The following is a 25,922-nucleotide window of genomic DNA, read 5'->3' on the forward strand; positions in this document are numbered from 1 at the left end:
ACTTTTTATGATTATTCCGCTACTCAATGATTTTAAGAAAGCTTAGGGTGTGCGCTAGCAGGATGACATTGAACCATCAGCGATGACTTATTTTATGCTGATCGCCATTTAGATGACTCGTACTATCATCATCATAAAGAATGGAATCACCCTTTTCATCAATATCATCATATTGGCCCTTAAATACCGCCCAATATAAAAAGAAACTGATGAAGCCAATAAATACAATCGTTAGGCTACCGAGAATTAAATAGATTTTCATACTGAATCGCTTCCAGCTATCTTAAGTCCTAGCATACGTATTGATGGTTCTCATCATCTCTACTGCATTACTGCGTTTCTTGCTTCCGGCTCAGAGCGAAAGCGCTTATATAAGCGCCAGCCCATGAGACCAACCCACATGGAGGAGATAAACATAATAATGGCAGCTAACCACGGCGACACCAAACCAATCATTGCCAGTGGCGTCATCAACAGATGAAAAACAATGGAGACAGTTAAACAAAAACGTGCAGTGTGACGTGTTCTCTGTAAGATTGACTCAAGCAAGGCCTCATCAACTTGTGATGCGGCAGCGGCATTAATTAACACAGTACGGGCAGCGGCGTAGCAAGACGGCACCGACATAGCCATTGCACAGGGGCAACTCATCACAAACAGTGAAACCGTCACTGCTAGGGCATGAGCCGGATCAATATAAAAATACCACACTAAACCACTGACCACCGCCAGGGCTATCTGTATCATCACAAAGTAAAAGGCATAACGATCCGCATGCGCCATGTCCTCATCACGACACTGCTTAATTCTGTCGAGCACATGGTGCTCACCAGCGATATATGATGACTGCACGGCAATATACTCTAAATAACGTGCCGTCAACAAAAAGGCAATAAACATTACGATAGAATCGTAATACACCTCACCCTGATGATAAATGGTGGTATGCACGCTAGGAAAAAAGGCCACGGCAATTCCCAACGCCACGGGTAAATTCATATTGACCATGCTATGGCGATGCGCAAACTCACTATCGGCAGCAAAGAGTCCCTTCCAGATGGGTACTGCACAATAAAAAAGTACCGGAATAGTCAGCAACAAGCCGATCCAATTTAATAATACCAGAGCAACCTCAAGCGACTCTTGAATATCCGTGCCCATGTACTGATGCTTGAAGTAGCCAGGCGCAGCAAACATCATCACCTGCATCATAATCAACCACGACAAGCCTAAACGCACCACCATGCGGCGACGCTCTAAACGCTCAGCCGCTGGCAGATCCTTTGGTATGGCAAAAATTGAAACCGCTTTCATTAGTCGTCGTCTAAAACCTAATTAAAAATACCATCGGACAGATAGCGGTCACCTCGATCACACACGATGAACACCACTGTACCACTGGTCAGGCGCTTAGCTGTGCGAATCGCTGCGACTAGCGCACCAGCAGAGGAAATACCACCAAAAATACCCTCGCGCGCTGCTAAATCCCGCGCCATTTGCTCAGCCTCGGCCTGCTCAATCGGTTCAAAAACATCAATCATCTCAGGCTTAAAGATCGCTGGCTGATACTCCGGCGCCCACTTACGGATACCAGGAATCGAAGCACCGGGCGCTGGTTGCGCACCGATTAATTGGATGGATGGATTTTGTTCCTTTAAATACTTGCCGGTGCCCATCATGGTACCGGTGGTACCCATGGCACTCACAAAGTGGGTAATTTGACCCTGCGTTTGCTGCCAAATTTCAGGACCGGTTGACGTATAGTGAGCTGAAGGATTATCAGGATTACTAAACTGATTGAGAATCAGCCCCTTGCCCTCGCTTTGCATCTGCTCAGCTAAGTCACGTGCATACCCCATACCACCTTTAGCCGCCTCAGTCAGGATTAATTCAGCACCATAAGCCTTCATTGAAGCCCTACGCTCAAGCGATAAATTATCCGGCATGATTAAAATCATTTTATAACCACGAATCGCGGCTGCCATGGCCAACGCAATGCCGGTATTACCACTGGTGGCCTCAATTAAGGTATCACCTGGTTTAATTTGACCCCGTGCCTCAGCCTCGGCGATCATCTTAAGTGCGGGGCGATCCTTAACCGAACCGGCGGGATTATTACCCTCTAGCTTAGCTAATATCACGACCTGATCCGACACGCCGAATTGCTGCGGCAAGCGCTGTAAACGAACTAAGGGGGTATTACCTACCACTTGGTCAATGGTGGGATAATGAACTGATTTTTCAGACATAGACTTAAGGCACCGAAATAGTTAACAAAAAGCAAGCTATATGCAATTACAAGTAATCATTTTAACACTTAAGCCAGCTTCTGCTGCTAAAGTTTGCTATCAGCTAGCGCACGCCATGCCCAGCGTCCTTAGCAGTGGCATACAAGCGACTACTTTGGCTTGACCCAATAAGGTTCTGCGCTGACGGATGAGGACCTACCTTGCACACGCTTTTTGACCGCCACCACTTCCTGTGCTACCTGCGATTTCAGGGTGGCGCAGGATAACAAGGATGGCTTTGGCTGCCCTGAGGTTTCCCCATGAGCAATAATCAATCCGGCTTCCACCAGCTTAGCGGCTCGCTTTTGACCTAAGCCCTTAACCCGCAGGGCAAAGTCCTCAAGCGACTCAAACGCACCAGCACGCTCCCTCTCCTCAATAATTCGCGTCGCTGTTTTTTCACCAATTCCCTTAATACTTTGTAATTCTGTCTTGGTCGCGGTATTGACATTCACCGTTTGGGCAAAGGCCACTGACGCGCCAATAAGAAAAACACTAATAAGCACTCCCAAAAAAGATAATCTGCTACACATAACAATCCCCATCATCAATTAAAAACACTTAATTAATTATGGGGAAAGCAAATAGTAAATGTGTTTAAGTGGCTATTTTTAGCCAGTCGACTAGCCGCCGCTTAGTGGTTTAGCTCTGTGCCAGCAAGTGCTTGACGTACTCGGCCACTCCCTCTTGTACCCGCTTAAAGCGATGTTGATAGGCACCCACTTGTCTAAGCTTATCAGTATTCGCTTGCGTAAAGCTTTGGTAACGCCCCTTTAGATCCTCGGGAAAATCAATGTATTGCAGAAGACCTTGAGCGATCTGCTCCTCCAAACTAAGCGGTGCCTCTCCGCGCGCTTGACGTACCGTATTAATCACCGTATGAGCAATATCATTAAATGGTTGCGCTTGCCCAGTACCGCAATTAAAAATACCACTGATTTGCGGATTTTGCATAAAATGCAGATTGACGTTGACTACGTCTTCTACATAAATAAAGTCACGCACTTGCTCACCAGGACCGTAACCATCATATTCACCAAATAAGCGCACCCGCCCTTCAGTCATAAACTGATTAAAATGATGAAAGGCAACCGAGGCCATGCGGCCTTTATGCTGCTCGTGCGGACCATAGACATTAAAGTAACGCAAACCAACAATCTGCGCCTTACGCTCAGCCAAGCGACGGCGCACCACCTGATCGAAGAGGAATTTAGAATAGCCATATACATTTAATGGTCCCTCTGACGCTAACTCTTCAGTAAAGCGCTGTTTGGCCCCATAGGTAGCGGCTGATGAAGCATATATGAAGGGAATACCTCGCTGCTGACAATAATTTAATAACTCCAACGATACTTGGTAGTTATTATCCATCATATAGCGACCATCGCGCTCTGTGGTATCGGAGCAAGCCCCTTGGTGAAAGACAATAGAAATGGAGGGCAACTGATCAGCCAGCAGCTCCTGGCGGAAAAGATCCTTATCCTTATAATCGGCAATTTGATGATTGCGTAAATTCACAAATTTATCGCCTTGCAATAAATCATCAACCGCCAAAATATCATCTAAGCCCTGTTGATTTAAGCCTTTTAGCAATTGACTACCAATAAAGCCAGCGGCCCCAGTTACAACTATCATAACAATTCCTCTGCACTAACAATCGATGTCCCTAACTTGCCTACCACGATACCGCCAGCCTTATTTGCCCACTTAATTGATTCAGACCAGCGCATACCAGCCGCACGAGTCACGGCCATGGTAGCTAACACAGTATCGCCAGCACCGGACACATCAAAGACCTCTTTCGCTTCAGCATTCACATGATGCACGCCATCTGCCGCAAATAAGGTCATCCCCTTTTCAGAACGAGTAACCAGCAACGCCTCTAAGGCCAGTTTCTCGCGTAAGGCTTGTGCCTTTTGCACTAACTCCTCTTCATCTTTCCAGGTACCCACTGCTTGCGTCAATTCCAACTGATTAGGGGTCAATAGACTGGCATGTCGATAAAGTGAGTAATCCGTCCCCTTCGGATCGACCAAAACCGGCACCTGATGCTGATTAGCAAGTGCGATCATGCTTCTAATATCTCTTAAAACGCCCTTGGCATAGTCTGATAACACCAAAATATCATGTTCAGCAATCAAATCAACAAGATGTTGATAAACACTTCTTAGACTATGATCAGTGGGTGGATGCTCAAAATCAACCCGCAGCATTTGTTGCTTTCTGCCCAAAATTCGCATTTTTAAGGTGGTACTAATGTGCTGATCTAGGCTAAGCACTGCATTAACACCCATATCATCGCACAGACTTTGCAAACGCTCGCCACCCTCATCAACGCCAATGACCCCCAACAAGGTTGCTTGGCCACCCAAACTAAGCACGTTACGTGCTACGTTAGCGGCACCGCCTAAGCGATCCTCCTTTTTGACCACACGAACAACTGGCACCGGCGCTTCAGGTGAGATGCGATCGACCTCACCAAACCAATATCGGTCTAGCATCAAGTCGCCGATGACTAAAATTTTTTTATTTTTAATTTGAGCAATAGGATAAGGGCTCATACTACTTTCCCTCTAAGCGCTTGGTTGAATACGTTTCCCATTGATTACAACCAGGGCACTGCCAATAAAATGATTGAGCTTGAAAACCACAAACACGACATTCACGACGATCTAAACGCTGTGCATGTTGATGGATAATTTTATATAGAAAATCCACCTGTAGTATCTCGGCTAAGGCACTGGACTCGCTGGCGGTGAAACCCGTTTCTGCTACTGACGAGGCTTTGAGTTCGGACTCAAAAAATTTACTTAAACCAAGTAAAGTAGGATGCGCCGCTAAGGTTTTAGCAGCAAAACGACGCGCCACCTCATCATCACCTTGTAGACGATAGTGCTTAAGTAGTATCACAAATAGATCAAGCGAAAAATGTGCTTCAAAATGACGTGCTAATAACTCAAGCCCTCGCGCTAACTGATCCGTCTGTTGATAATTTTGTAATAACTTCTCAGCCACCAAGCTACTATAACTAGGTGCATCATTCAGTACACTCTCAAGCTGCAATCGTTGATTCTGAGTTTGTCCTTGTTGTGCAGCAATCTCTGCTCGCAGCATGGCTATACGCGCCATGGACGCTTCACTACGTTGTTCAAGCGAATCCACCTGCATCGCGTGTTCTGCTTGATCTAGATGCTTAATCGCCTCATTCAGATTAGCGGGTTGCGTGCGTAGTGCCTGCTCAACCAATTCACAATGATAATGAACCAGGGCTGGCACCGGCTCGTTTAATAGCGCTTTGAGTCTTTCAACCATTTCGATGGCTTTAGGCCAATCATGCACCGACTCGTAAATACGAATCAGATGACGGATGGCGGAAACACTCAGGCTCTGACTATTCATCACCCGTTTAAAAGCCTCTTCGGAACGATCAAACATCCCGGCTTTAAAATAGTCCTGACCAATTTGATATAAAGCCTGCTCCTGATCCTTACGTGGTAAATCGGCACGATTCAAGAGACTCTGATGTACACGAATCGCCCGTTCAATCTCACCGCGACGTCGGAATAAATTACCTAATGCAAAATGCAACTCGGTGGTTTCTGTATCAAGTTTAGCCACCTCGATAAAGGCATCAATCGCTTTATCGTGATCCTCATTTAATAAAAAATTCAGACCTTTAAAATACGAATCTGGCAACTGCCGCGTCTCCGAGAGCATTTGTTTGAAGTCTACTCTAGCGGCTATCCACCCCAATGCAAACACAATGGGAATTAAAATAAACCACCAAACTTCGAAATCTACACCTGCTTCCATGGTTTATGATTTGCTATTAGGCTGCAAGGCAATAAAAATATCAGGACCATTGGCGTTAGCTGCTTTTGCATGATCTTCTTGCACCTGTTCGCGGACTTTAGTGGCGGCCTGACGGTGCAAGCTAGCAATCTCATCTTTTAGCTTAGCCTGTTGATACTTACCCCGGAAGTAAGACGGCGCCATCAAGAAGTAAGCGAAGACTGAACCCGCTACAAAAGCAATGAGAAGCACGAGAATCAGTGGCACCCCCTTGGCGCGTAAATCCGCAAAGAAATTCACATCCACCAGATGGGTATTATTAAGCGCAAACAATAAAACAAGAACAAAGATGATTATGCGAATAATCCAAACCAAATACTTCATCGACTTCACTCCGGAAATTTATTTATCGTCTATTGTAATAGGAATTAGCAAAAAACTTAAGTAAATAGCGATTATTCTAGCCGAAATAAAAAAACCCGAAATCGGGATGGTTCCAGACTTCGGGTTTAGCGAAAAGATTGCAGTACAGCAAACGATAAATTAACCGATAGCTTCTAATTGACAGTTATCTTGATTGACTCCGGTGGCAGTCCCCGGCGTAGCTGATAACTCCTCTTGGAAGGTCGCATCAACTCGTTCGCGCAACTCCTTACCGGCTTTAAAGTGTGGCACCTTTTTGCCAGGCACCATCACTTTTTCACCTGATTTAGGGTTACGACCGACACGAGGGGCTCTCTGCGACAAGGAAAAACTTCCAAAGCCACGCACCTCAATACGCTTACCCTCAACCAAGGCATCAACCATGGCATCAAGAATGGTATTAACTGCGTAATCAATGTCGCGAGCCGGCAGCTGTGGAAAAGCAGCTGCCAAAGCCTCAATTAACTCAGATTTCGTCACTGTTACTCTTCGTCTTTAGCTTCATCAAGCTTAGCTTTAAGTAAAGCACCTAAGCTTGTGGTACCGGATTGAGCAGCTGAGCCTTTGATGCTCTCCAGTTGTTCAGCAGTTTCTGCATTATCACGTGCCTTAATAGACAACTGAATTGCGCGCTGCTTACGATCCACATTAAGAATCATTGCTTCGACTTCATCACCCTCTTTAAGTGCGGTTGTCGCATCCTCTACGCGACCGCTAGAGATTTCCGAAGCACGTAAGTAACCCTCAACATCTACTGATAAAGTAACGACTGCGCCTTTAGGCTCAACCGATTTAACCGTACCTTTAACAATGGCACCTTTATCATTAGTAGAGACGTAGTTATTGAACGGATCACCTTCTAACTGCTTAATACCTAAAGAAATACGCTCTTTATCGGTATCAATCGCAAGCACAACCGCCTCAACCTCGTCACCTTTTTTGTAGTTACGAACCGCTTCTTCGCCAGACTCGTTCCAAGAAAGATCAGATAAGTGAACTAAACCGTCGATATTACCAGGTAAACCGATGAATACGCCAAAGTCGGTAATTGACTTAATTGCGCCCTGAACCTTGTCGCCACGGTTAAAGTTGGCAGCGAAATCCTCCCACGGATTCGAGCGGCACTGCTTCATGCCAAGTGAGATACGACGACGATCTTCGTCAATATCCAACACCATCACTTCAACTTCTTCACCTAAGCTGACAACCTTACGAGGATCAACGTTTTTGTTAGTCCAATCCATTTCAGAGACGTGAACTAAGCCCTCGATACCAGACTCAACCTCAACAAAGGCACCATAGTCAGTTAAGTTAGTTACCTTACCGAATAAGCGTGTGCCTTTAGGGCAACGACGAGATAAGCCAATCCAAGGATCCTCACCCAATTGCTTAACGCCGAGTGATACACGGTTTTTCTCGCGATCGAATTTAAGTACCTTAGCCTCGATTTCCTCACCAACGGAAAGTACTTCAGACGGATGACGAACACGACGCCATGCCATATCCGTAATATGTAATAGACCGTCAATCGCACCCAAGTCAATGAAGGCACCGTACTCAGTAATATTTTTAACAGTACCTTTAACTACTGAACCCTCGGTGAGCGTTTCTAATAGCTTCTCGCGTTCTTCGCCCATGGTCACTTCAAGTACTGCACGACGAGATAGTACAACGTTATTACGCTTACGATCTAATTTGATTACTTTAAACTCGTAAGTCTTACCTTCGAAAATGCTGGTGTCTTTAACAGGACGTAAGTCAACTAAAGAACCTGGTAAGAAAGCACGGATACCGTTAGTCATCACAGTCAGACCGCCTTTAACGCGACCAGTGATAGTACCGTTAACTAACTCGCCTGATTCTAGTGCTTTTTCTAACTGTAACCATGCAGATAAACGCTTCGCACGGTCACGCGAAAGAATGGTTGAACCGTAGCCATTTTCGATAGAGTCGATAGCAACTGATACGAAATCACCTACCTCAACCTCTAACTCACCCTGATCGTTTAAGAACTCTTCGATAGGGATTAGGGCTTCAGACTTAAGACCGGCGTTAACAGTCACTAGGTTGCGGTCAATGGCCACAACTTCGGCTGAAATAACTTCACCGGATTTCATTTCTTGATCGTTAATGCTTTTCTCGAATAAATCGGCAAAGCTTTCGCCACCTAGGGCGTCTTGGAAGTTTAAGGATGTCATTAAATTAATAATCCAAAGGCAATCAATGCCTAATAAAAATACACGTCGATGCAAGCACCGACGGAGTTAACAAACTTTTGCGCAGAAAATACTAACTACCTGCGCAAAAGACCAAAAATCAATTGCAACTAATTGCAGTGCACTAAAGCTACTCAGCCGGATCAATGCGGTGATACCAATGCTTCAGCACAACGGCCACCGTCTCATCAATATCCAACTCCGAAGAATCTACCGTAATTGCATCGTCAGCTGGCCTAAGCGGCGCATACTCACGATTCATATCACGCTGATCGCGCGCTTCTAAATCTGCAATTAAACTACTAAGTTTAACTGAAAAACCCTTGTTCATCAACTGCTTATAACGTCTTTCAGCTCTTTTTTGCACGTCCGCAACAAGGTATATTTTTAAATCCGCATCGGGAAACACTAAGGTCCCCATATCGCGACCATCAGCCACTAGACCTGGGGCACGGCGACAATTACGCTGGCTTTGCAATAAGGTCGCACGCAGCTTAGGATACACCGCTATTTTAGAAGCGATCGCACCCACTTGCTCACTACCGATGCTCTCGCTTACATTCTCATCGTGCAAAAACACACCCTCAGGTAAGAATTTAATTGATAATCCTGCGGCCACGGCAGACACTGCATCCTGGTCATCAAGGTCCACCTTTTTCTTCATACAGTCTAAAGCTGTTAAGCGATAAAGTGCACCAGAATCCAAGGCATACCAGCCCAACTCACGCGCCAATAATGTCGCCACGGTACCTTTACCAGAGGCGCTGGGGCCGTCAATCGTAATCACCGGGATATTGCTGATGGTATCCATTATTTCCTCATTCTTTGTATGATTGGTTGATTTTAACTTATTTCAAGAGTCGCTTATACTCTTGGAAGTAAGTGGGGAAGGTCTTATTCACGCAGGCTGGATCCATAATGCGCACCTTGGCATCTGCAAATATCGCTAGCGAAAAGCACATCGCCATACGGTGGTCATCATAGGTCTCAATCGCAGCGTCTTGCCAGTGCTGTGGCGGCGTGATTTTAAGATAATCAGGTCCTGATTCTACCGTCGCACCCATCTTCGCTAATTCGGCATGCATCGCCTCAATGCGATCGGTTTCCTTAACCCGCCAGGAAGCAATATTCCTCAAAACACAAGGACCATCTGCATAGAGTGCCAATACCGCCGCTGTCATCGCTGCATCAGGAATCAGGTTAAAGTCTTCATCAAAGGCCTTAACCCTAGGAAAGCCATCTCCCTGATGAGCGCTCACCTCCACATAATCCGCCCCATATCGCAACTCAGCACCAATTTTTGCCACAAAATCCGCAAATAAAATATCACCCTGTATGCTTTGCTGATTAATACCATAAATACGAATTGGGCCTGCACCCAGTAGACCTAAAGCCAGAAAATAGGAAGCTGATGAGGCATCACCTTCAACCCAAATTTCCCCCGGTGATTGATAAACTGCATCGGCAGCAATAATATAACGCTGCCAGTTCTGATTTTCCACCTTCACACCAAAACGTTGCATCAGATTTAGCGTAATACCGATATAAGGCTTAGAAATCAGCTCCCCTACCACCTCAATTTCAATGGCTTGATTAAGTTTTTTTGCCATGATGGGTGCGGCCATCAGCAATGCAGTTAAAAACTGTGAGGACACAGTGCCTGCCACCTTAATCACCGTATTTGCTTTCAAAGTAGGACTTTCGATTTGTAATGGCGGATAACCTGGATTTTGCAAATACTCGATATTTGCACCAATACCCTGCAGCGCTTCAACCAAGTCGCCGATTGGACGCTCATGCATTCTGGGAATACCATGTAAATGATAACTTCCACCACTCACCGCTAAGGCAGCTGTGAGCGGACGAATCGCCGTACCTGCATTTTGCATAAACAGATCGGCATTTTTAACTGGAAACTCAGCCACACCATGTACCTTAACCGAGTGATTGCCTAAATCCTCAATGCGTAGACCGAGCTTTTTTAAGGCTTCTAGCATAACCGTGGTATCGTCCGAATCCAATAGCCCATGCACGGTGGTACTACCTTTTGCTAAAGCCGCCAATAACAAAACCCGATTGGAGATACTTTTTGAACCAGGTAAATGAATCTCACCTGCAGCTTTTTTCACCGGCGCTAAATCCAAATAAGCCACTGACTGAACCACGGTCACCTCCGAAACTGTTTATTTTAAATTTAAATGAACAAATCTAGCACTATGATTTTAATTGCCAGTTTTTTCTCGCAGATGAGGCAGTATTAAACCATTCGTACATTTTATCCTGCTGCTCATTTTGCAGATAAACTTTTGCTTCATTTAGCTGCCGTATAAAATCATCAAGCTGCGCTAACATGGCTTCTTTATTAGCGAAGAAAATATCACTCCACATTTCTGGCGAACTGGCAGCAATGCGAGTAAAATCCCTAAAACCCGTTCCCGCCATGGCTAAAAATAACTCCCGATGCTCCGAGGCTAATAAACTGTTCATATAAGCCGCACTAATATAATGTGGAAAATGACTGGTAGCAGCAAAAATCCTATCGTGTATTTGTGCATCCATACAATACACGGTTGCCCCTAGTGCCTGCCAAGTAGCTGCTAACAAAGCAATATCTGCAAGGGCATTTTCTGCCAGAGGCGTAATAATCAGCTTGCGATCTTCGTACAAATCACCGCGCGCAGCAGCAACGCCCGATTGATGTGAGCCAGCAATGGGATGCAAGGGTACAAATTGCCCAATGCGCTCACCTAAAATAAGCCGTGCCTCCATCATCAAATCATATTTGGTGCTGCCACCATCGGTAATAATCGCCGTCTCTGATAAATGTGGTATTAATTGCTTAAACACCGAAGCAAAGGCTTTAACGGGGACAGCAATAAAAATAAGATCAGCCTCTGCTGCTAAGCACTCAACACTCACCACCTCATCAATTACCCCGAGCGCCTTAGCATTGAATAAACTGCTTTGCTGTCTACCAGCCGCTATCACGCGCTCACAAAGCCCTGCGCTTTTCATGGCCAAAGCGAAGGAGCCGCCAATTAAGCCGACACCAATAATACCAACTGTGTTAAAGGCCGGCGGCTTGGCTAAGTCCTCAATGCGCGCAATCCCATCATTAAAACTGACACGCACCGCCTCCGCCAGAGGTAGCGCCGAGAGCAGTTTAGGCATTAAGCAAGTACCTCTTTTAAAGCGGCGATAAAGCGCTGATTTTCTTCTTCAGTACCGATTGAAACGCGTAAATGATTAGGTAAACCGTCACCTACGACAGGGCGCACGATCACACCCTTGGCTAATAAAGCCTCGGCAACCTTAGGCGCTTCATTCATTTCAAATAAAATAAAGTTTGTAAAGCTCGGCACATAGGCTATCCCCATACGCTCAAACTCAGCCGATAAATAGGCCTTGCCCGCTTTATTCATTTGATAACTTTGCGCTAAAAACTCCTCGTCTTCTAAGGCCACCATTGCCGCAATTTGAGCTAAGGTATTAACATTAAATGGCTGTCGCACACGATTCAGATAATCCGTGACTTCGCTCTGCGCAATCGCAAAACCAACCCGCAAGCCAGCTAAACCATAGGCTTTGGAAAAAGTGCGCAAAACGACTAGATTCGGATAGTGCTTTATCAACTCGGCACTATTAAAACGCAGCTCAGGATCAAGGTATTCATTATATGCTTCGTCTAGAACCACCAAGGTCTTATTACCACGACTCGCATAGACACGATCTAAGAAAGCGATAATGTCATCCCTAGGATGAAAGGTGCCGGTCGGATTATTCGGATTGGCAATATACACCAAGCGAGTATCCTCCTCAATCGCCTCATACATACGCTCTAAATCCAAACCCAAACCCTTTGTCGACACCGCCAAATGTCGGGCGCCACGAGCTTGGGTGCTGAGCTTATACACCACAAAGGCATGTTCCGAATAGACAGCTGAACTATGCTCATCCAAAAAAGCTAAAGAGATGATTTCCAACAAATCATTAGAACCATTACCGATGGTGAGATTTGCCATCTCAACACCGTAATGCTGTGCCAGTACAGCTTTTAAATCAAAGGCATTGGGGTCAGGATAACGACCTAATTCAGCCAATGAACTGGTGCTTAAATAATCAATTAAAGCTTGCTTAACCCGTGGCGAAAAACCTAAAGGATTTTCATTCGAGGCTAGCTTAACAATAGAAGCTGGCTCTAAGCCAAACTCACGCGCCAACTCAGAGCTTGGCTTACCGGCACGATATGGACTAATAGCACGGATATTAGCCGGCACTGAAAAGTCAGATGTTGCTGAAATCGGGGTCTTATTTAAGTTTAAATCGCTCATCGCTATCGCTTAAGATTAAATTAATGCGGTCGGATCACTTTGTCGTGGATAGGAGCCAAGAATCTTCAGGAATGAAGACTGCGCTTCCAGATCACTTAGGGCAGCACGGATATTTTCATCATCACGATGACCCAAAATATCGATGTAAAAATAATACTCCCATTGACCAGTACGGGCAGGACGCGACTCAAACCTACACATCGAGACGCCATGATTTAAAAAAGGCGCAATTAAGTCGTGCAAGGCCCCAACTCGGTTAGGTACGGCCACAATCAGACTCGTTTGATCATTGCCACTGGCTTGATTAACGATATGACCTATCGCTAAAAATCGGGTTTTATTATTGGCATCATCCTGGATATTTTCAGACACCATGCTTAAATCCCAAGCAAGTGCAGCATGCTTACCCGCAATGGCAGCCACGGTCGGATCCTCGGCGGCAATGCGCGCCGCCTCAGAATTACTGGCAGCGGGCTCTTTAGGCAAATTAGGGTAATTCACTGACAGCCATTGGTGACATTGAGCAAGTGTCTGCGGATGTGCCATAATGCGCTCCACGCCCTTCATCTCACCCGTTTTAGTCATTAAACAATGGCGAATGGGCAAAGTACGTTCACCGTGCACCTTAAGCGTGGTGCTAAGCAATAAATCTTGCGTGCGATTCACCGCCCCCTCGGTGGAGTTTTCTACCGGCACCATACCGACGTCGGCCTGCCCCGCCTCAACCGCTCGAAATACCTCATCAAAAGAAGGACATTCCAACATCTGCACGGCATGACCGTAAAACTCATAGGCGGCCTGCTCGGAAAATGAACCCTTAGGACCCAAATAGGCAATAGTCAGACCACGTTCTAGCCCGCGACAAGCCGAAATAATCTCGGTCCACACTGCCTCCACCGACGTATTAGGAAAGGTGCCGTAGAGATTATCCCCTTGCAAGGCACCGATCACCTGTGCCTCACGCTCAGGCTTTAGAATCGCATCATCGGCATTGTAAGCGTGCTTTACCTTACCTACCTCAATCGCGGTTTGAGCGCGTTGATTTAGCAAATCCAAAATTTGATGATCAATGGCATCAATTCTGTCACGCAAAGGCTTAAGTAACTGATTCAATTTGCTGCTCATGGCTTCCTATCCGTGCTGACGCTCAAAGTCTTGCATATAGTCGATAAGGGCCTCTACCCCCTCAATCGGCATGGCATTATAAATCGAAGCACGCATCCCACCCACCGACTTATGGCCCTTAAGATTTAATAAGCCGCGCTCCTTGGCACCTTTTAAAAACTGAGCATCCAAGGCTTCATTGGCAGTAACAAAAGGAACGTTCATAATCGAACGATGCGACGGTTGCACAAAATTGTGATAAAAGTCGGTACTGTCAATATAGTCATATAAACGCTTGGCTTTCGCCTTATTTTGTTGTTCTATGGCCGCTAAACCACCCTGAGCTAATAACCATTTAAAGACCAAGCCTGACATATAAATACTATAGGTCGGTGGCGTATTAAAGCGTGAGCGCGCCTCATCTAAATTTTTATAATTAAAGACATCAGGACAAATCGCTTCACATTGACCGATCAACTCACGTCGTATCACAATGATGGTGCTACCGGCTGGACCAGCATTTTTCTGCGCACCCGCATACAGCATATCGACGCCCTCAAGATTCCAAGCACGCGCTAGAAAATGGGATGAGGTATCCAAAATCAATGGCACACCCTCAGCACCGATAGCTGCCTTATCAGGGAGCTGGGCATACTCAACGCCACCGATCGTTTCATTACTACAATAATGCAGATAGGAGGCCTTGGGGTTTATTTGCCATTCACTAAAATCAGGCGCCCACTGCCAAGCTTGATACTGCACGCCGTCAATCTCACGTGCCTCGGCACTGCTAGCTGCGATGCGCATCTCACCATAGCCCTTGGCCTCTTTATAGGCTTTATTAGACCAAGAGCCAGTCAACACATAATCAGCCGTCCTACCCTCTTTTAAGGCAATCAGATTCATTGGCAAAATCGCGTTTTGTGCGCTTGCGCCACCCTGACTAAAAAACACCGCCCACTCGTCACCGACGCCTAGCAGCTTGCGTAAATCCGCTTCCGCCTCATCACAAATCTGTGTGAACTCAGCACCACGGTGACTCATTTCCATCACCGATTGACCACTACCGTGCCAATCCAACATTTCCTCAGCTGCCTGCTGTAAAACCTCCTTAGGCAACACAGAGGGACCCGCCGAAAAGTTCCAAAACTGCTTCATATCCACTACTCCTCAGCCGCTGAGTCATCAGGCTCGGGGCTTTGATCAACACGCTCACCAGTTGACTCCACAGATGCCTCATCAGCACTCTCGGACTCATCCAAATCACTTTCTACCACACGCTTAACACCGGTTAAGAAGTCACCCTCATCACAATTAATTAAGGTCACCCCTTGGGTAGCTCGACCCATTTCGCGGATTTGCTCTACCGTGGTACGAACCAAAACGCCAGCGGAGGTAATCAACATAATCTCATCCGCCTCTTCAACTAAGACTGCACCTACGACCTTACCATTACGCTCAGAGGTTTGAATGGCAATCACGCCCTTATTACCACGACGATGACGCGGATACTCGGTAATTGAGGTACGCTTACCAAAGCCGTTTTCAGTCGCAGTTAACACACTGCGACCCTCATCATCAGCCACTAATAAGGCAATCACCAATTGCTCATCGTCCAGATTCATACCGCGCACACCGCGCGCATTACGACCCATCGGACGGACATCGCTTTCATCAAAGCGCACTGCCTTACCATCATCGGAAAACAGCATTACATCGTGCTTACCGTCAGTCAATTCAGCACCAATTAAGAAGTCACCCTCATCTAGATTAACGGCGATGATACCGCCACGACGCGGATTAGAAAAATCAGTCAATGGTGTTTTTTTCACCGTACCCTTGGAGGTTGCCATAAACACATACTGATCCTCAGTAAACTCCTTGACCGGCAAGACCACGTTAATGCGCTCGCCCTCGGCCAGTGGGAACAAATTAACAATAGGACGACCGCGCGAATTACGACCACCCTGTGGCACTGCGTAGACCTTGAGCCAATACATGCGACCATGATTAGAGAAACAGAGTAAGTAATCGTGTGTATTAGCAATAAACAAGCTGTCGATAACATCGTCTTCCTTCATCGAAGTCGCTTGCTTACCGCGACCGCCACGACGCTGAGAACGATACTCAGACAATGGCTGACTCTTAATGTAGCCCTCTTGCGATAAGGTCACCACCATATCCGTCGGCGTAATTAAATCCTCCATATCGATCTCATTGGCATTAAGCTCGATAGTGGAACGGCGCTCATCCTTAGTATTGGTGCTGAACTCCGTCTTAATCGCGGTCAACTCCTCAGCAATGATATTTGAAATACGCGCTGGCTTAGCAAGAATATCAATCAGATCGGCAATTAAACGCATCACCTCCTCATACTCGGAGACAATCTTTTCTTGCTCAAGACCGGTTAAGCGTTGTAGGCGCATATTAAGAATTTCTTGGGCCTGCACCTCACTTAGACGATATAGCCCATTTGCCTGCAAACCAAACTCCGGCTCTAAGTCCTCTGGGCGATAGGCTGCCGCACCCCCCATCACACTACCCTCATCGGCCGCATCCAACATGGTGCGCACCAGTGAAGCATCCCACTCACGTGACATTAACTCTTCACGTGCCACTGGCGGCGTCGGCGCCGCACGAATAATACGAATAAACTCGTCAATATTGGCTAAGGCGACTGCCAAACCCTCTAACACATGACCACGTTCACGTGCCTTACGCAGTTGAAACACGGTACGCCGAGTGACCACCTCACGACGATGTCGTAAGAAGCACTCGACCAATTGCTTAAGATTCAACAAGCGAGGCTGACCCTCAACCAAGGCCACCAAGTTCATGCCAAAGGTATCCTGGAGCTGAGTCATTTTATAGAGGTTATTTAATACCACTTCAGGCATCTCACCGCGCTTTAGCTCAATCACTAAACGCATACCCTCTTTGTCCGACTCGTCACGTATATCAGAAATACCCTCAATACGCTTATCGTTGACGAGCTCGGCAATTTTTTCTTGTAGTGTTTTCTTATTGACCTGATAAGGAATTTCGTCCACCACAATGGCCTGGCGATTACCGCGATCAATCTCTTCAAAATGCGTTTTAGCACGCATCACCACACGACCCCGCCCTGTGCGATAACCCTCAATCACGCCTTGAGTGCCATAGATAATACCGCCAGTTGGAAAATCAGGCGCCGGAATAATTTCGATCAACTCATCAACGCTACACTCTGGATTACGTAAGGCATACAAACAACCGTCAACCACCTCGGATAAATTGTGCGGTGGAATATTGGTGGCCATACCTACGGCAATACCCGAGCTGCCATTGACTAGTAAATTAGGTAGGCGTGTAGGCAACACCAGTGGCTCTAACTCGGAGCCATCATAGTTAGGTCCGAAATCGACGGTTTCCTGCTCAATATCGGCCAATAACTCGTGGGCAATCTTAGATAAGCGGACCTCGGTATAACGCATGGCGGCCGCACCATCACCATCAATCGAGCCGAAGTTACCCTGACCATCAACCAAGGTATAGCGTAGCGAGAAATCCTGCGCCATACGCACAATCGTATCGTATACGGCACTATCACCATGAGGGTGATATTTACCGATGACGTCACCGACAATACGGGCAGATTTTTTATGCGGACGGTTCCAGTCATTGTTTAGTACATCCATCGCATACAGTACACGACGGTGAACCGGCTTTAAGCCATCACGCGCATCAGGTAGCGCACGACCAACGATAACACTCATGGCGTAGTCTAAATAGCTACGACGCATTTCGTGCTCTAAAGAGATTTGAATCGTTTCCTTAGCAAAAGAATCCATATTTACTCGCTAACAGCTATAACGCTTTATTTTACAAATTTAACCCTTTATTCTAACATTTATCGACCAGCTAAAACTTAGGCGTGAACCCAGGAGCAAATTTATACAAAAACATCAAGTATCTTTTTTAAGATGCACTTGCTTATACATTTGTTTTTTTACAACATTCTAGTGCGCAATTGAGTCGAGAAAAATCAGCTTCTATCCATATCGCAGTTGCTTATAAACAACAATTACAACCAAAAAGCTGTATTTATCTATAAAATACAGATACTTACATGATTAACTTAAGCAAAAAAATAGGAAATCATTTAACATCTTAAACGGGCATCTTAGAAAATCTATTCAAAACACTTTGAATGATGTTTCATTGATTGCTATACTAAACCTGATTTCCATTCTGCGGCGGTTTCGCTGCGAGTAACTTTTTAGCTTTATTTAGCTCATCGAGGAGAAACATGAACAAAGCCTCTAAATTCGCATTAGCATTCGCCGTTGCAGCCTCTGCAACTACTGGCGTAGCATCTGCTCAAACAATTGATAACTGGGTAAACAACTACGGTATCGTTTGGATGAACGGTTCAGACGAGCACTGCTGGCGTAACAACTACTGGACTCCAGCAACTGCAGCTCAAGGTTGTGGCGCTCCAGAAGCTGCACCTGAGATGGTTGCTAACAAAGTAGCGTTTAACGCAGATACTTTCTTTGATTTCGACAAAGCTACTATCAAACCTGAGGGTCGTAATATTCTTGACCAAGTTGCTCAACAAGCACAGCAACTTTCTTTAGAGTCAATCATTGCGGTTGGTCACACCGACAGCGTTGGTTCTGAACAGTACAACCAGGGTTTATCTGAGCGTCGTGCAGCTGCTGTTAAAAACTACTTAGTTTCTCGCGGCATCCCTGCTGATTCAATCATCGCTTCCGGTCGTGGTGAGACTCAGCCTATCGCTGACAACTCTACTCGCGAAGGTCGCGCACGCAACCGCCGTGTTGAGATTGAAATCGTTGGTACACGCGCTCAGTAATTACTGCATAGCGTTTACTTCTGCTTTGATTAAGCAGAAGTACCACTGATATTGCAATAGGCTCCGTTTAGTAGCGGGGCCTTTTTTTATGATAAATTGATTTAATTCCCCTAGTAGAGAGCACAACGTACACCATGAGTGATCACCCAAAGCATATTAATGTTGACCCCTCTGAGATTGAAAAGTTCAGCGCTGTTGCCTCCAAGTGGTGGGATACCGAGGGTGAATTCGGTCCCCTCCATCAAATTAATCCCCTACGTAGTCAATGGATCATCGATCATGTCGGCAGTTTAGATGGCTTAGATGTTATTGATGTGGGTTGCGGCGGTGGCATTTTAGCGGAAAGCCTTGCTAAAGCCGGTGCCAATGTGACCGGTATCGATATGGCACAAAAGTCCCTAACCGTCGCCAGACTGCATAGCCTAGAAAGTCAACTCAGCATCGACTATAAAAAAATCCCTGCTGAGGAAATGGCGGCACAGTATCCCGAGCATTTTGATGTGGTTACGTGTATGGAGATGCTAGAGCATGTACCCGATCCGCATTCGATTATTCGCGCTTGTGCTCAAATGGTCAAGCCCGGTGGTTGGGTGTTTTTCTCTACCATTAATCGCAATGCCAAGTCCTTTTTACAATTAATTGTCGCGGCCGAATATATTTTGGGACTCGTCCCTAAGGGTACTCATAGTTATAAGCAACTGTTAAAGCCTAGTGAGCTGCGTCAAACCATTGAGCAATCTGGTTTATCTCTAAGATCGATCTGCGGTCTTAAATACAATATTTTTTCTAAACACTACACCTTAACGCAAGATGCCACGGTTAATTACTTTATGGCCGCTCAAAAATGATTGATACGGTTTTATTTGATTTAGACGGCACGCTTGTTGATAGTGCGCCTGGCTTAGCCTTAGCAGCAAACTTACAGCGTCAAAAATGCCAACTACCAGACTTGCCTTATGAGCGCTTACGCGTCGTCGCCTCACAAGGTACGCGTGGCTTATTAAAGGTTGCGCTGGAGCTAAATCAGGAGGACTTGGTTTATCCCTATTTCAGGGATAGGTTTTTAGAGGATTATCGTGATTGCATGCTTGATAATAGCCACCTTTTTCCACAAATCAGCGAGCTATTAGATACAATTGAGTCACGTCATTTACTTTGGGGCATTGTGACCAATAAAAGTGAGGCTCTCACACTACCACTATTGGACTATTTAAAACTAAGCGCTCGCAGCAGTGTAAATGTTTGCGGCGACACCACCCCTTATATTAAGCCTCATCCCGGGGGTTTAATTTATGCCACTGAAAAAATAGGTAAAACACCTAATCAATGTGTGTATATCGGTGATGATGAACGTGATATTATTGCCGGTAAAGAAGCTGGCATGAAAACGATTGCACTCAGTTACGGTTACAGCTTAGACAAACAGGGTGCAATAGCTACTCAAGCCGACGCAATTGCGCATCACCCGGCAGACATTGCCACTATCCTTTTTGGTGATGCTGATACAAAAGGTATGATTAATGCATAGTACAAGCCCTTACTCTCCCCTAGTTAAACTCTCCAAAGCGGGCGTGATTATTAGCACGCTCCTTTTGAGTGCCTGCACCGCCACGATGGACAGCAGCAGCCAAGGCGGCAAAGGTAGTTTTAGAGTTGAACCAGATGGTCGACCTGCTACTGGTAGCCCTGTGACATGGGTCGCCGGCAATTGGCAGGAACTCACCAAGACGATTAATACTGCTAATACGACGAATTTAGCGATTGAAGTCAATCAAGTGCACGATGGTAGTTTGCGTGTACTTATACCTGCGGCTGATGTTTTTGTGGGTAATACCGTCAGAATTAATCGTAAATCTCACGCATTTTTGAACAGAATCGTTGAGGTTATGAACGCCCGTCAAGAATTACGTGTGCGCATTGTCGGTCATACCGACAGCAGTGGTGACGATCTACAAAACCAGATCCTATCGCTCAATCGATCCAGCAGTGTCGCTAACTACATGATCAAAAAAGGCCTTAGAAGCTCTAGAATTGAGTTAGAGGGACGCGGTTCGGTTGACCCCTTGGTAAGTAATGATAGCCGCGAGAACCGTCTGATAAACCGGCGTATTGAGCTGTATCTATATCGCTTAAAGTAATTTACACAAGCACAAGCTGAGCAAATAAAAAAGGGGCCGAAGCCCCTTTAATCCGTTCTGTTGCCAAGTGGATCAAACTCCTAGCGACACCATATTAGGCGGCTAATGCGTAACTTTCGTCATTTGCATTTATAAGGTTTGCTAGATTTACGGTCTTCGCCTACCGGCTGCCAATCTCCCTATTTTTCCCTGTCGAAACCAATGACGCCCCCATCATAAGTACACCGCCGTGCGCAATGCACTTATGGTGGAGGCGGCGGGAATCGAACCCGCGTCCAGAAAACTGTCAGTCAATCAGATATACAGCTTAATTACTACTATAGCAAAATTGATTTAAGATAGCAAGATGCGCCGTGATGGACTAAATTTAGGTTATGATTAAGGGTTATCTATTGCTGCTCGGCATCCCTAATGACCGGGCTTTTTGCTTATTTCTGCTCCATCGTTATGAAAGCTGCATTTCTTATTTTATCTGCTATTAATCAAGTACCAGCTACCGCTTCAGCGGCACTAACACAGCTTCAACAATGCGTATTTAGCCTCAACCGCGATTATGAGGCATGTCCAATCGCAGTGATTGAATACGCTGAAGAGGCGCTCAATCCACAGCAAAAGCAAGCCTTGCTTGAACATACCGATCTGTTGGCTGAATTTAAAGCCAATCAAGTATTGCAGGATTTAAAAGCGAGCGGAGTAGATGCGCAAGCCTATCAAGCGCTATTAAAAATAGTCGCTCTTAATTGGTTTCTACAAAATGCACAGGGTGCTGGTTTATTTAATGAAGTAGATTATGTGGTAGTGATTGAAGATGGCGTTGCGCTCGATAAGAGCCTTATCCATTTATTAAATCAGTCGGCAGCAGTCAAAAACAAGTTCTTTTTCAAAAAAGCGGTGAGCAGCGCAAGCCCAAATGAAAAAGCTAAAAGCCTAATGCACTACCCCACTGAGCAATGGGCATACGCTGCCGAACTAACAGAAGGCGTGATTGACGATCTGATTGAGGCCTCAGAAAATGCCTATCATTTACTGCAAGCCAATGACAATCCTTCAGCGACGGACTTAGGGCAAGAGCTTTTTAAAGCAGTGGATCTATCGAAAGTACACTTTCTAATTTAAACATAAAGCGCTTATGAATTTAAACTCATAAGCGCTTTTTTAATCACCTCAATATAAATCGACCAAATCAGCGGCAATATTTGCCGCTTCGCGCGTCGGCGTATCGATACTTTCCTTGCGGCGCTTTTCGATTTCCAGCTCTTCCTTAAGATTACCCTCACCAAAGGATAGTCCGTCATCCAAGCGGAAAACACCGACATCCGACTCACCTAAGGCCTTGCGACGCTCATTAAACTGCTGGCGCTGTTGCTCCATATCCTTACGCTCTTGTAGACGCTTCTCGTAATTTAAGGAGACCTCCTTGCGCTCAGATAACTTCACGCTGTAGTCTGTTTCATCCACATACAGCTGCCATGAACCGGATTCCTTAGCCCGTTGCTCATGTAACTTTCGCAGCTCTTTAATAATCGGCTGCATATCCTTAAATTGACGATGTTTAACTGGATTAATCTGGGTCCATGGCAAGGCATTAGGGTAACTCGACTCGCCAAACTCCTCATGATTAAACTGTGAAGGGAAATGAATATCTGGCTCAACCCCTTTGGCTTGCGTGGAAGCGCCATTTACTCGGAAGAACATTTGAATCGTCCATTTTAAAGCACCGATTTCAGGATTAGTGATCATTTGTTGCTTGATAAAATCAGACAAATTCGTCAGGGTCTGCACCGTGCCTTTACCCCAAGTATCATCACCGACCACAATACCACGTCCATAATCCTGTATCACGGCAGCAAAGATCTCCGAAGCAGAGGCAGAAACACGATTCACCATCACCACCACTGGTTTATCCCAAACCATGGCTTGACTGTTACTACGTACATGAGAAACACGATCGTTATTATCCTTGACCTGCACAATATGATTCATCGGTCCAACGAATAAACCGCTCAAATTCGCTGCTTCTGATAAGGAACCGCCGCCATTATTACGCAAATCCAGTACCACGGCTGAGACATCTTGCTGATTCAAGTCCTCTAGGATTTTTTTCACATCACGCGTCACGCTCTTATAGTCATCTTGACGATTGGAGCGCCCCTCAAAATCCTCGTAAAAGCTAGGAATCGTAATCACACCAACCTTACGCTGTTTACCTTCAACCTCAACCTCGAGTGTTTTAACGCGTGCCGCTTGATCCTCCATCATCACCCGATCACGCACAATGCGCACAATACGACTCTGCGCCTCTACCCCCTCATCTCCGGGCAAAATCTCCACCCGCACCACGGTACCACGCTCACCTCGCACCTTAGCGACAATATCATCAAGACGCCAATCAATCACATCCTCCATCGGCCCCTCTTCACCTTGACCAACCGCAACAATACGATCGCCTGGTTGAATCTGTCCCGATTTTGCTGCCGGCCCACCAGCAACGACTTCGCGAATTTGTGCATACTCATCACGCTTTTGTAGCACCGCTCCAATGCCCTCAACTGAAAGACTAAGTTGTACATTAAAGTTTTTAGCCGACGTGGGGCTAAAATAACTGGTGTGAGGATCGGTGCTATCGGCATAAGCATTTAAGAACATCTCAGCCACGTCTTCGCTATTAGCCTGAAGGGTTAGCTTCTGATTATTGGTATAACGCTTACGCAAACGGTCGATAATCTCGGCATCCGTTTTATCGACCAGCTTTAAGCGTAAAAAGTCATTTTTTACACGTTGACGCCATAAATTATGCAGCTCATCCTTGCTTTTGGGCCAAGGCAGTTTCTTACGATCTAAAGAAAAAGACTCATCCTTAGTGAAATCGAACTGATGACCACTATCTAGTAAGGCAAATATATACTGATAATGCTCCTGCACACGCTCACGATAGAGCGTATAAATATCAAAAGCCATGCTTAACTCACCATCGGCAATCATGGCTGCGGTATTTAAACGCTGTGGACGGAAACGTTCAATATCTGATTGCAGCAAAAACATACGCTGAGGATCCAAGGCATCAAAATAAGCGTCAAAAATACGCCCCGCCATCTCCTCATCTAGTGGCTGCTTATTGTATTCAAAGCCAGACAAAATACGGCTAGTAATCACAGAGGCCCGATAAAAATCCTCGCGCGTGGAAAGCTTGGGTAAGATCTCACTGTCTTGATACGTTGTGGGCGCTTGTTTAGACTCTCTGAGCGCAGCCATATAATGACTGCCAACTGAACCCACTTGAGCAACTGTTTGAGCCTGTGATTGATGCATCACCGAACTCTCACAAGCACTGACTACAAAGCAGGAAGAAAGCAGCAGTGCCAACAATCTAATGCGTGATTTAATCGTCATGAAATACAAAATCCTTAAAGCCTGACTAGACAATCTATCATTTTAGCGATCTTTCGCTAAGACTGCTAAAATGAAGAATAATTCCTTTAATTTTACGTGATGGTAAACAAAGCAATGGCCCTAACCCCCTTTTTTAAATCCAAGCTCAAGCTATACACCACGACTCTGCTATTAAGTGCCTTTAGCCACAGTGCCTTAGCCCAATCTGCAGCAAGCTTTCCGAGCTGTCTACAATCCCTGCAAGCAGAGGCTACTGGCGCCGGGGTGAGTCCAGCCACCTACCATGCTTTAACCCATCAATTACAGCCAGAGCTAAGTATTTTAGAAAAGCTCAACTATCAGCCTGAGTTTCGTCAGCCTATCTGGGACTATCTGGCGGCGCTCGTTGATGAGCAGCGTGTCGCTGAAGGTAAGGCGCTATTGCGACAGCATCATGATTTATTGCAGCGTGTACAGCAAGTGTACGGTGTGGATCCCGCCACAGTCGTTGCGGTTTGGGGTGTTGAAAGTAATTACGGGCAAAACTTCGGCAGTTACCAAATCATCCAAGCCCTCGGCACCTTAAGCTGCTACGGTCGACGTCAGGCTTTTTTCCGTAAGGAGTTTTACTCAGCACTTAGAATCGTCCAGTCCGGTGATATTAAGGCCGATGAGTTTAGGGGTTCATGGGCTGGTGCCTTTGGCCATACTCAATTTATGCCAACTACCTTTGAGCGCTTAGCGGTTGACTTCGACGGCGATGGTCGTCGTGATCTTATTAGCAATACGGCAGATGCCTTAGCTTCTACCGCTAACTACCTCAAGCGTAATGGCTGGCAAACAGGGCAAGTATGGGGCTTTGAGGTAAAGCTGCCGGCAGGCTTCAATACCAAGGGTGAAGGTAGAAAAACGAAGCGCAGCATTCAGACTTGGCAACAACGTGGGCTCAAGGGCGTATTAGGTCAATCGTTAAGCGAGCTAGCACCTGCTAGCCAACAGGCGGGATTACTTACGCCGGCAGGCCCACAAGGTCCAGCGTTTTTAGTATTTAAAAACTTTGATGTCATTTATAGCTACAATGCCGCAGAAAGCTACGCCTTAGCCATTGCACATTTAGCTGATCGTTTAGTTGACGGTCCGGGCTTTTTTACCCCTTGGCCTACGGATGATTTAGGTCTATCACGAGCCGAACGCGTACAACTACAAAAGCTGCTATTAGCCCGTGGCCATGCCATCGGTGAAGCGGATGGTCTTATCGGCGCCCGCTCCCGCGAGGCAATTAAAGCAGAAGAAAGTCGCCTCGGCTTGCCGGTGACTGGTCGAGCGGGTCAGAAAATTCTCAAACGCTTACAGCAATAAGCATTTTCTTAACGCTAAAAAATACAGCTCACATCAACCACATG

The 25,922-nt window shown here is 46.0% G+C and carries 24 protein-coding genes and 1 other RNA gene; 6 read left to right on the top strand and 19 right to left on the bottom strand.

The genetic code is table 11. From position 1 onward, the window contains the following. Positions 1-76 precede the first annotated feature (76 nt). The 17 genes from ccoS to gyrA all read right to left on the bottom strand — a co-directional run bounded on the left by ccoS (position 77) and on the right by gyrA (position 17,984). Complete coding sequence (gene ccoS, locus HMPREF3179_RS05265) at positions 77-262, bottom strand: cbb3-type cytochrome oxidase assembly protein CcoS (protein ID WP_018026123.1); 186 nt, start codon at positions 260-262, stop codon at positions 77-79. 59 nt (positions 263-321) lie between these two features. Further along, complete coding sequence (locus HMPREF3179_RS05270; protein WP_070469933.1) at positions 322-1,314, bottom strand: P-type ATPase actuator domain-containing protein; 993 nt, start codon at positions 1,312-1,314, stop codon at positions 322-324. Between the two features lie 17 nt (positions 1,315-1,331). Further along, positions 1,332-2,249: a cysteine synthase CysM gene (cysM, locus tag HMPREF3179_RS05275; RefSeq protein ID WP_070469934.1), complete on the bottom strand. Its 918-nt coding sequence runs from the start codon at positions 2,247-2,249 to the stop codon at positions 1,332-1,334. Between the two features lie 149 nt (positions 2,250-2,398). Then, positions 2,399-2,821: a ComEA family DNA-binding protein gene (locus tag HMPREF3179_RS05280; RefSeq protein WP_070469935.1), complete on the bottom strand. Its 423-nt coding sequence runs from the start codon at positions 2,819-2,821 to the stop codon at positions 2,399-2,401. Positions 2,822-2,930: 109 nt separating this feature from the next. Continuing rightward, complete coding sequence (gene rfaD / locus HMPREF3179_RS05285; protein ID WP_048767917.1) at positions 2,931-3,923, bottom strand: ADP-glyceromanno-heptose 6-epimerase; 993 nt, start codon at positions 3,921-3,923, stop codon at positions 2,931-2,933. Next, positions 3,920-4,849, bottom strand: coding sequence for a D-glycero-beta-D-manno-heptose-7-phosphate kinase (gene rfaE1 / locus HMPREF3179_RS05290; protein WP_070469936.1), 930 nt, complete (start codon positions 4,847-4,849; stop codon positions 3,920-3,922). The genes rfaD and rfaE1 overlap by 4 nt, the downstream gene beginning before the upstream one ends. 1 nt (position 4,850) lies before the next feature. Further along, positions 4,851-6,101, bottom strand: a complete 1,251-nt coding sequence (gene lapB, locus HMPREF3179_RS05295; RefSeq protein ID WP_070469937.1) for a lipopolysaccharide assembly protein LapB — start codon at positions 6,099-6,101, stop codon at positions 4,851-4,853. A gap of 3 nt (positions 6,102-6,104) precedes the next feature. Then, positions 6,105-6,464 (bottom strand): LapA family protein, encoded by a 360-nt coding sequence (locus HMPREF3179_RS05300; protein ID WP_018026131.1) that lies wholly within the window; start codon positions 6,462-6,464, stop codon positions 6,105-6,107. Positions 6,465-6,623: 159 nt separating this feature from the next. Next, positions 6,624-6,983 carry an integration host factor subunit beta gene (locus HMPREF3179_RS05305; protein WP_018026132.1) on the bottom strand — a complete coding sequence of 120 codons (360 nt, stop codon included), beginning with the start codon at positions 6,981-6,983 and terminating at the stop codon, positions 6,624-6,626. A 2-nt stretch (positions 6,984-6,985) separates the two neighbouring features. Continuing rightward, a complete protein-coding gene (rpsA, locus tag HMPREF3179_RS05310; RefSeq protein ID WP_070469938.1) occupies positions 6,986-8,701 on the bottom strand; it encodes a 30S ribosomal protein S1 in 1,716 nt (571 codons plus the stop codon). 148 nt (positions 8,702-8,849) lie between these two features. Continuing rightward, positions 8,850-9,530, bottom strand: a complete 681-nt coding sequence (gene cmk / locus HMPREF3179_RS05315; RefSeq protein ID WP_070469939.1) for a (d)CMP kinase — start codon at positions 9,528-9,530, stop codon at positions 8,850-8,852. A gap of 37 nt (positions 9,531-9,567) precedes the next feature. Continuing rightward, the gene (gene aroA, locus HMPREF3179_RS05320) at positions 9,568-10,884 is read right to left on the bottom strand and encodes a 3-phosphoshikimate 1-carboxyvinyltransferase (RefSeq protein ID WP_070469940.1); all 1,317 of its coding nucleotides are present in this window, start codon (positions 10,882-10,884) and stop codon (positions 9,568-9,570) included. Positions 10,885-10,933: 49 nt separating this feature from the next. Further along, positions 10,934-11,890, bottom strand: a complete 957-nt coding sequence (locus HMPREF3179_RS05325) for a prephenate dehydrogenase (protein WP_018026136.1) — start codon at positions 11,888-11,890, stop codon at positions 10,934-10,936. Beyond that, a complete protein-coding gene (gene hisC, locus HMPREF3179_RS05330; RefSeq protein ID WP_018026137.1) occupies positions 11,890-13,050 on the bottom strand; it encodes a histidinol-phosphate transaminase in 1,161 nt (386 codons plus the stop codon). Before hisC ends, HMPREF3179_RS05325 begins: the two co-directional genes overlap by 1 nt. Before the next feature lie 15 nt (positions 13,051-13,065). Then, entirely contained in the window at positions 13,066-14,175 is a 1,110-nt protein-coding gene (pheA, locus tag HMPREF3179_RS05335; protein WP_070469941.1) for a prephenate dehydratase, read from the bottom strand. 6 nt (positions 14,176-14,181) lie between these two features. Further along, a complete protein-coding gene (gene serC, locus HMPREF3179_RS05340) occupies positions 14,182-15,312 on the bottom strand; it encodes a 3-phosphoserine/phosphohydroxythreonine transaminase (protein ID WP_036560042.1) in 1,131 nt (376 codons plus the stop codon). A gap of 5 nt (positions 15,313-15,317) precedes the next feature. After that, positions 15,318-17,984: a DNA gyrase subunit A gene (gene gyrA / locus HMPREF3179_RS05345; protein WP_018026140.1), complete on the bottom strand. Its 2,667-nt coding sequence runs from the start codon at positions 17,982-17,984 to the stop codon at positions 15,318-15,320. Between the two features lie 458 nt (positions 17,985-18,442). Here gyrA and ompA point away from each other — a divergent pair, with 458 nt between their 5' ends. From ompA to HMPREF3179_RS05365, 4 genes are all read left to right on the top strand, one after another. Further along, on the top strand, positions 18,443-19,012 hold the full coding sequence (gene ompA / locus HMPREF3179_RS05350) for an outer membrane protein OmpA (RefSeq protein WP_018026141.1): 570 nt from the start codon (positions 18,443-18,445) through the stop codon (positions 19,010-19,012). A 134-nt stretch (positions 19,013-19,146) separates the two neighbouring features. Beyond that, positions 19,147-19,860, top strand: a complete 714-nt coding sequence (gene ubiG / locus HMPREF3179_RS05355) for a bifunctional 2-polyprenyl-6-hydroxyphenol methylase/3-demethylubiquinol 3-O-methyltransferase UbiG (protein WP_018026142.1) — start codon at positions 19,147-19,149, stop codon at positions 19,858-19,860. Further along, on the top strand, positions 19,857-20,540 hold the full coding sequence (locus HMPREF3179_RS05360; protein WP_018026143.1) for an HAD family hydrolase: 684 nt from the start codon (positions 19,857-19,859) through the stop codon (positions 20,538-20,540). The genes ubiG and HMPREF3179_RS05360 overlap by 4 nt, the downstream gene beginning before the upstream one ends. Further along, entirely contained in the window at positions 20,533-21,150 is a 618-nt protein-coding gene (locus HMPREF3179_RS05365; protein WP_018026144.1) for an OmpA family protein, read from the top strand. The genes HMPREF3179_RS05360 and HMPREF3179_RS05365 overlap by 8 nt, the downstream gene beginning before the upstream one ends. A 25-nt stretch (positions 21,151-21,175) precedes the next feature. Here HMPREF3179_RS05365 and ssrA read toward each other — a convergent pair. After that, positions 21,176-21,501, bottom strand: a transfer-messenger RNA (tmRNA) gene (gene ssrA / locus HMPREF3179_RS05370). 96 nt (positions 21,502-21,597) lie between these two features. Between ssrA and HMPREF3179_RS05375 the strand changes: the two genes are divergently transcribed. Continuing rightward, positions 21,598-22,266: a hypothetical protein gene (locus HMPREF3179_RS05375; RefSeq protein WP_036560057.1), complete on the top strand. Its 669-nt coding sequence runs from the start codon at positions 21,598-21,600 to the stop codon at positions 22,264-22,266. A 48-nt stretch (positions 22,267-22,314) separates the two neighbouring features. Here the strand turns inward: HMPREF3179_RS05375 and HMPREF3179_RS05380 are convergent, their stop codons facing one another. Then, the gene (locus HMPREF3179_RS05380; protein ID WP_083290699.1) at positions 22,315-24,540 is read right to left on the bottom strand and encodes a carboxy terminal-processing peptidase; all 2,226 of its coding nucleotides are present in this window, start codon (positions 24,538-24,540) and stop codon (positions 22,315-22,317) included. A gap of 99 nt (positions 24,541-24,639) precedes the next feature. Here HMPREF3179_RS05380 and HMPREF3179_RS05385 point away from each other — a divergent pair, with 99 nt between their 5' ends. Then, entirely contained in the window at positions 24,640-25,878 is a 1,239-nt protein-coding gene (locus tag HMPREF3179_RS05385) for a lytic murein transglycosylase (RefSeq protein WP_048767509.1), read from the top strand. Positions 25,879-25,922: the final 44 nt, after the last annotated feature.

Source organism: Oligella sp. HMSC09E12 (assembly GCF_001808505.1).
GTDB classification, from domain to species: domain Bacteria; phylum Pseudomonadota; class Gammaproteobacteria; order Burkholderiales; family Burkholderiaceae_B; genus Oligella; species Oligella urethralis.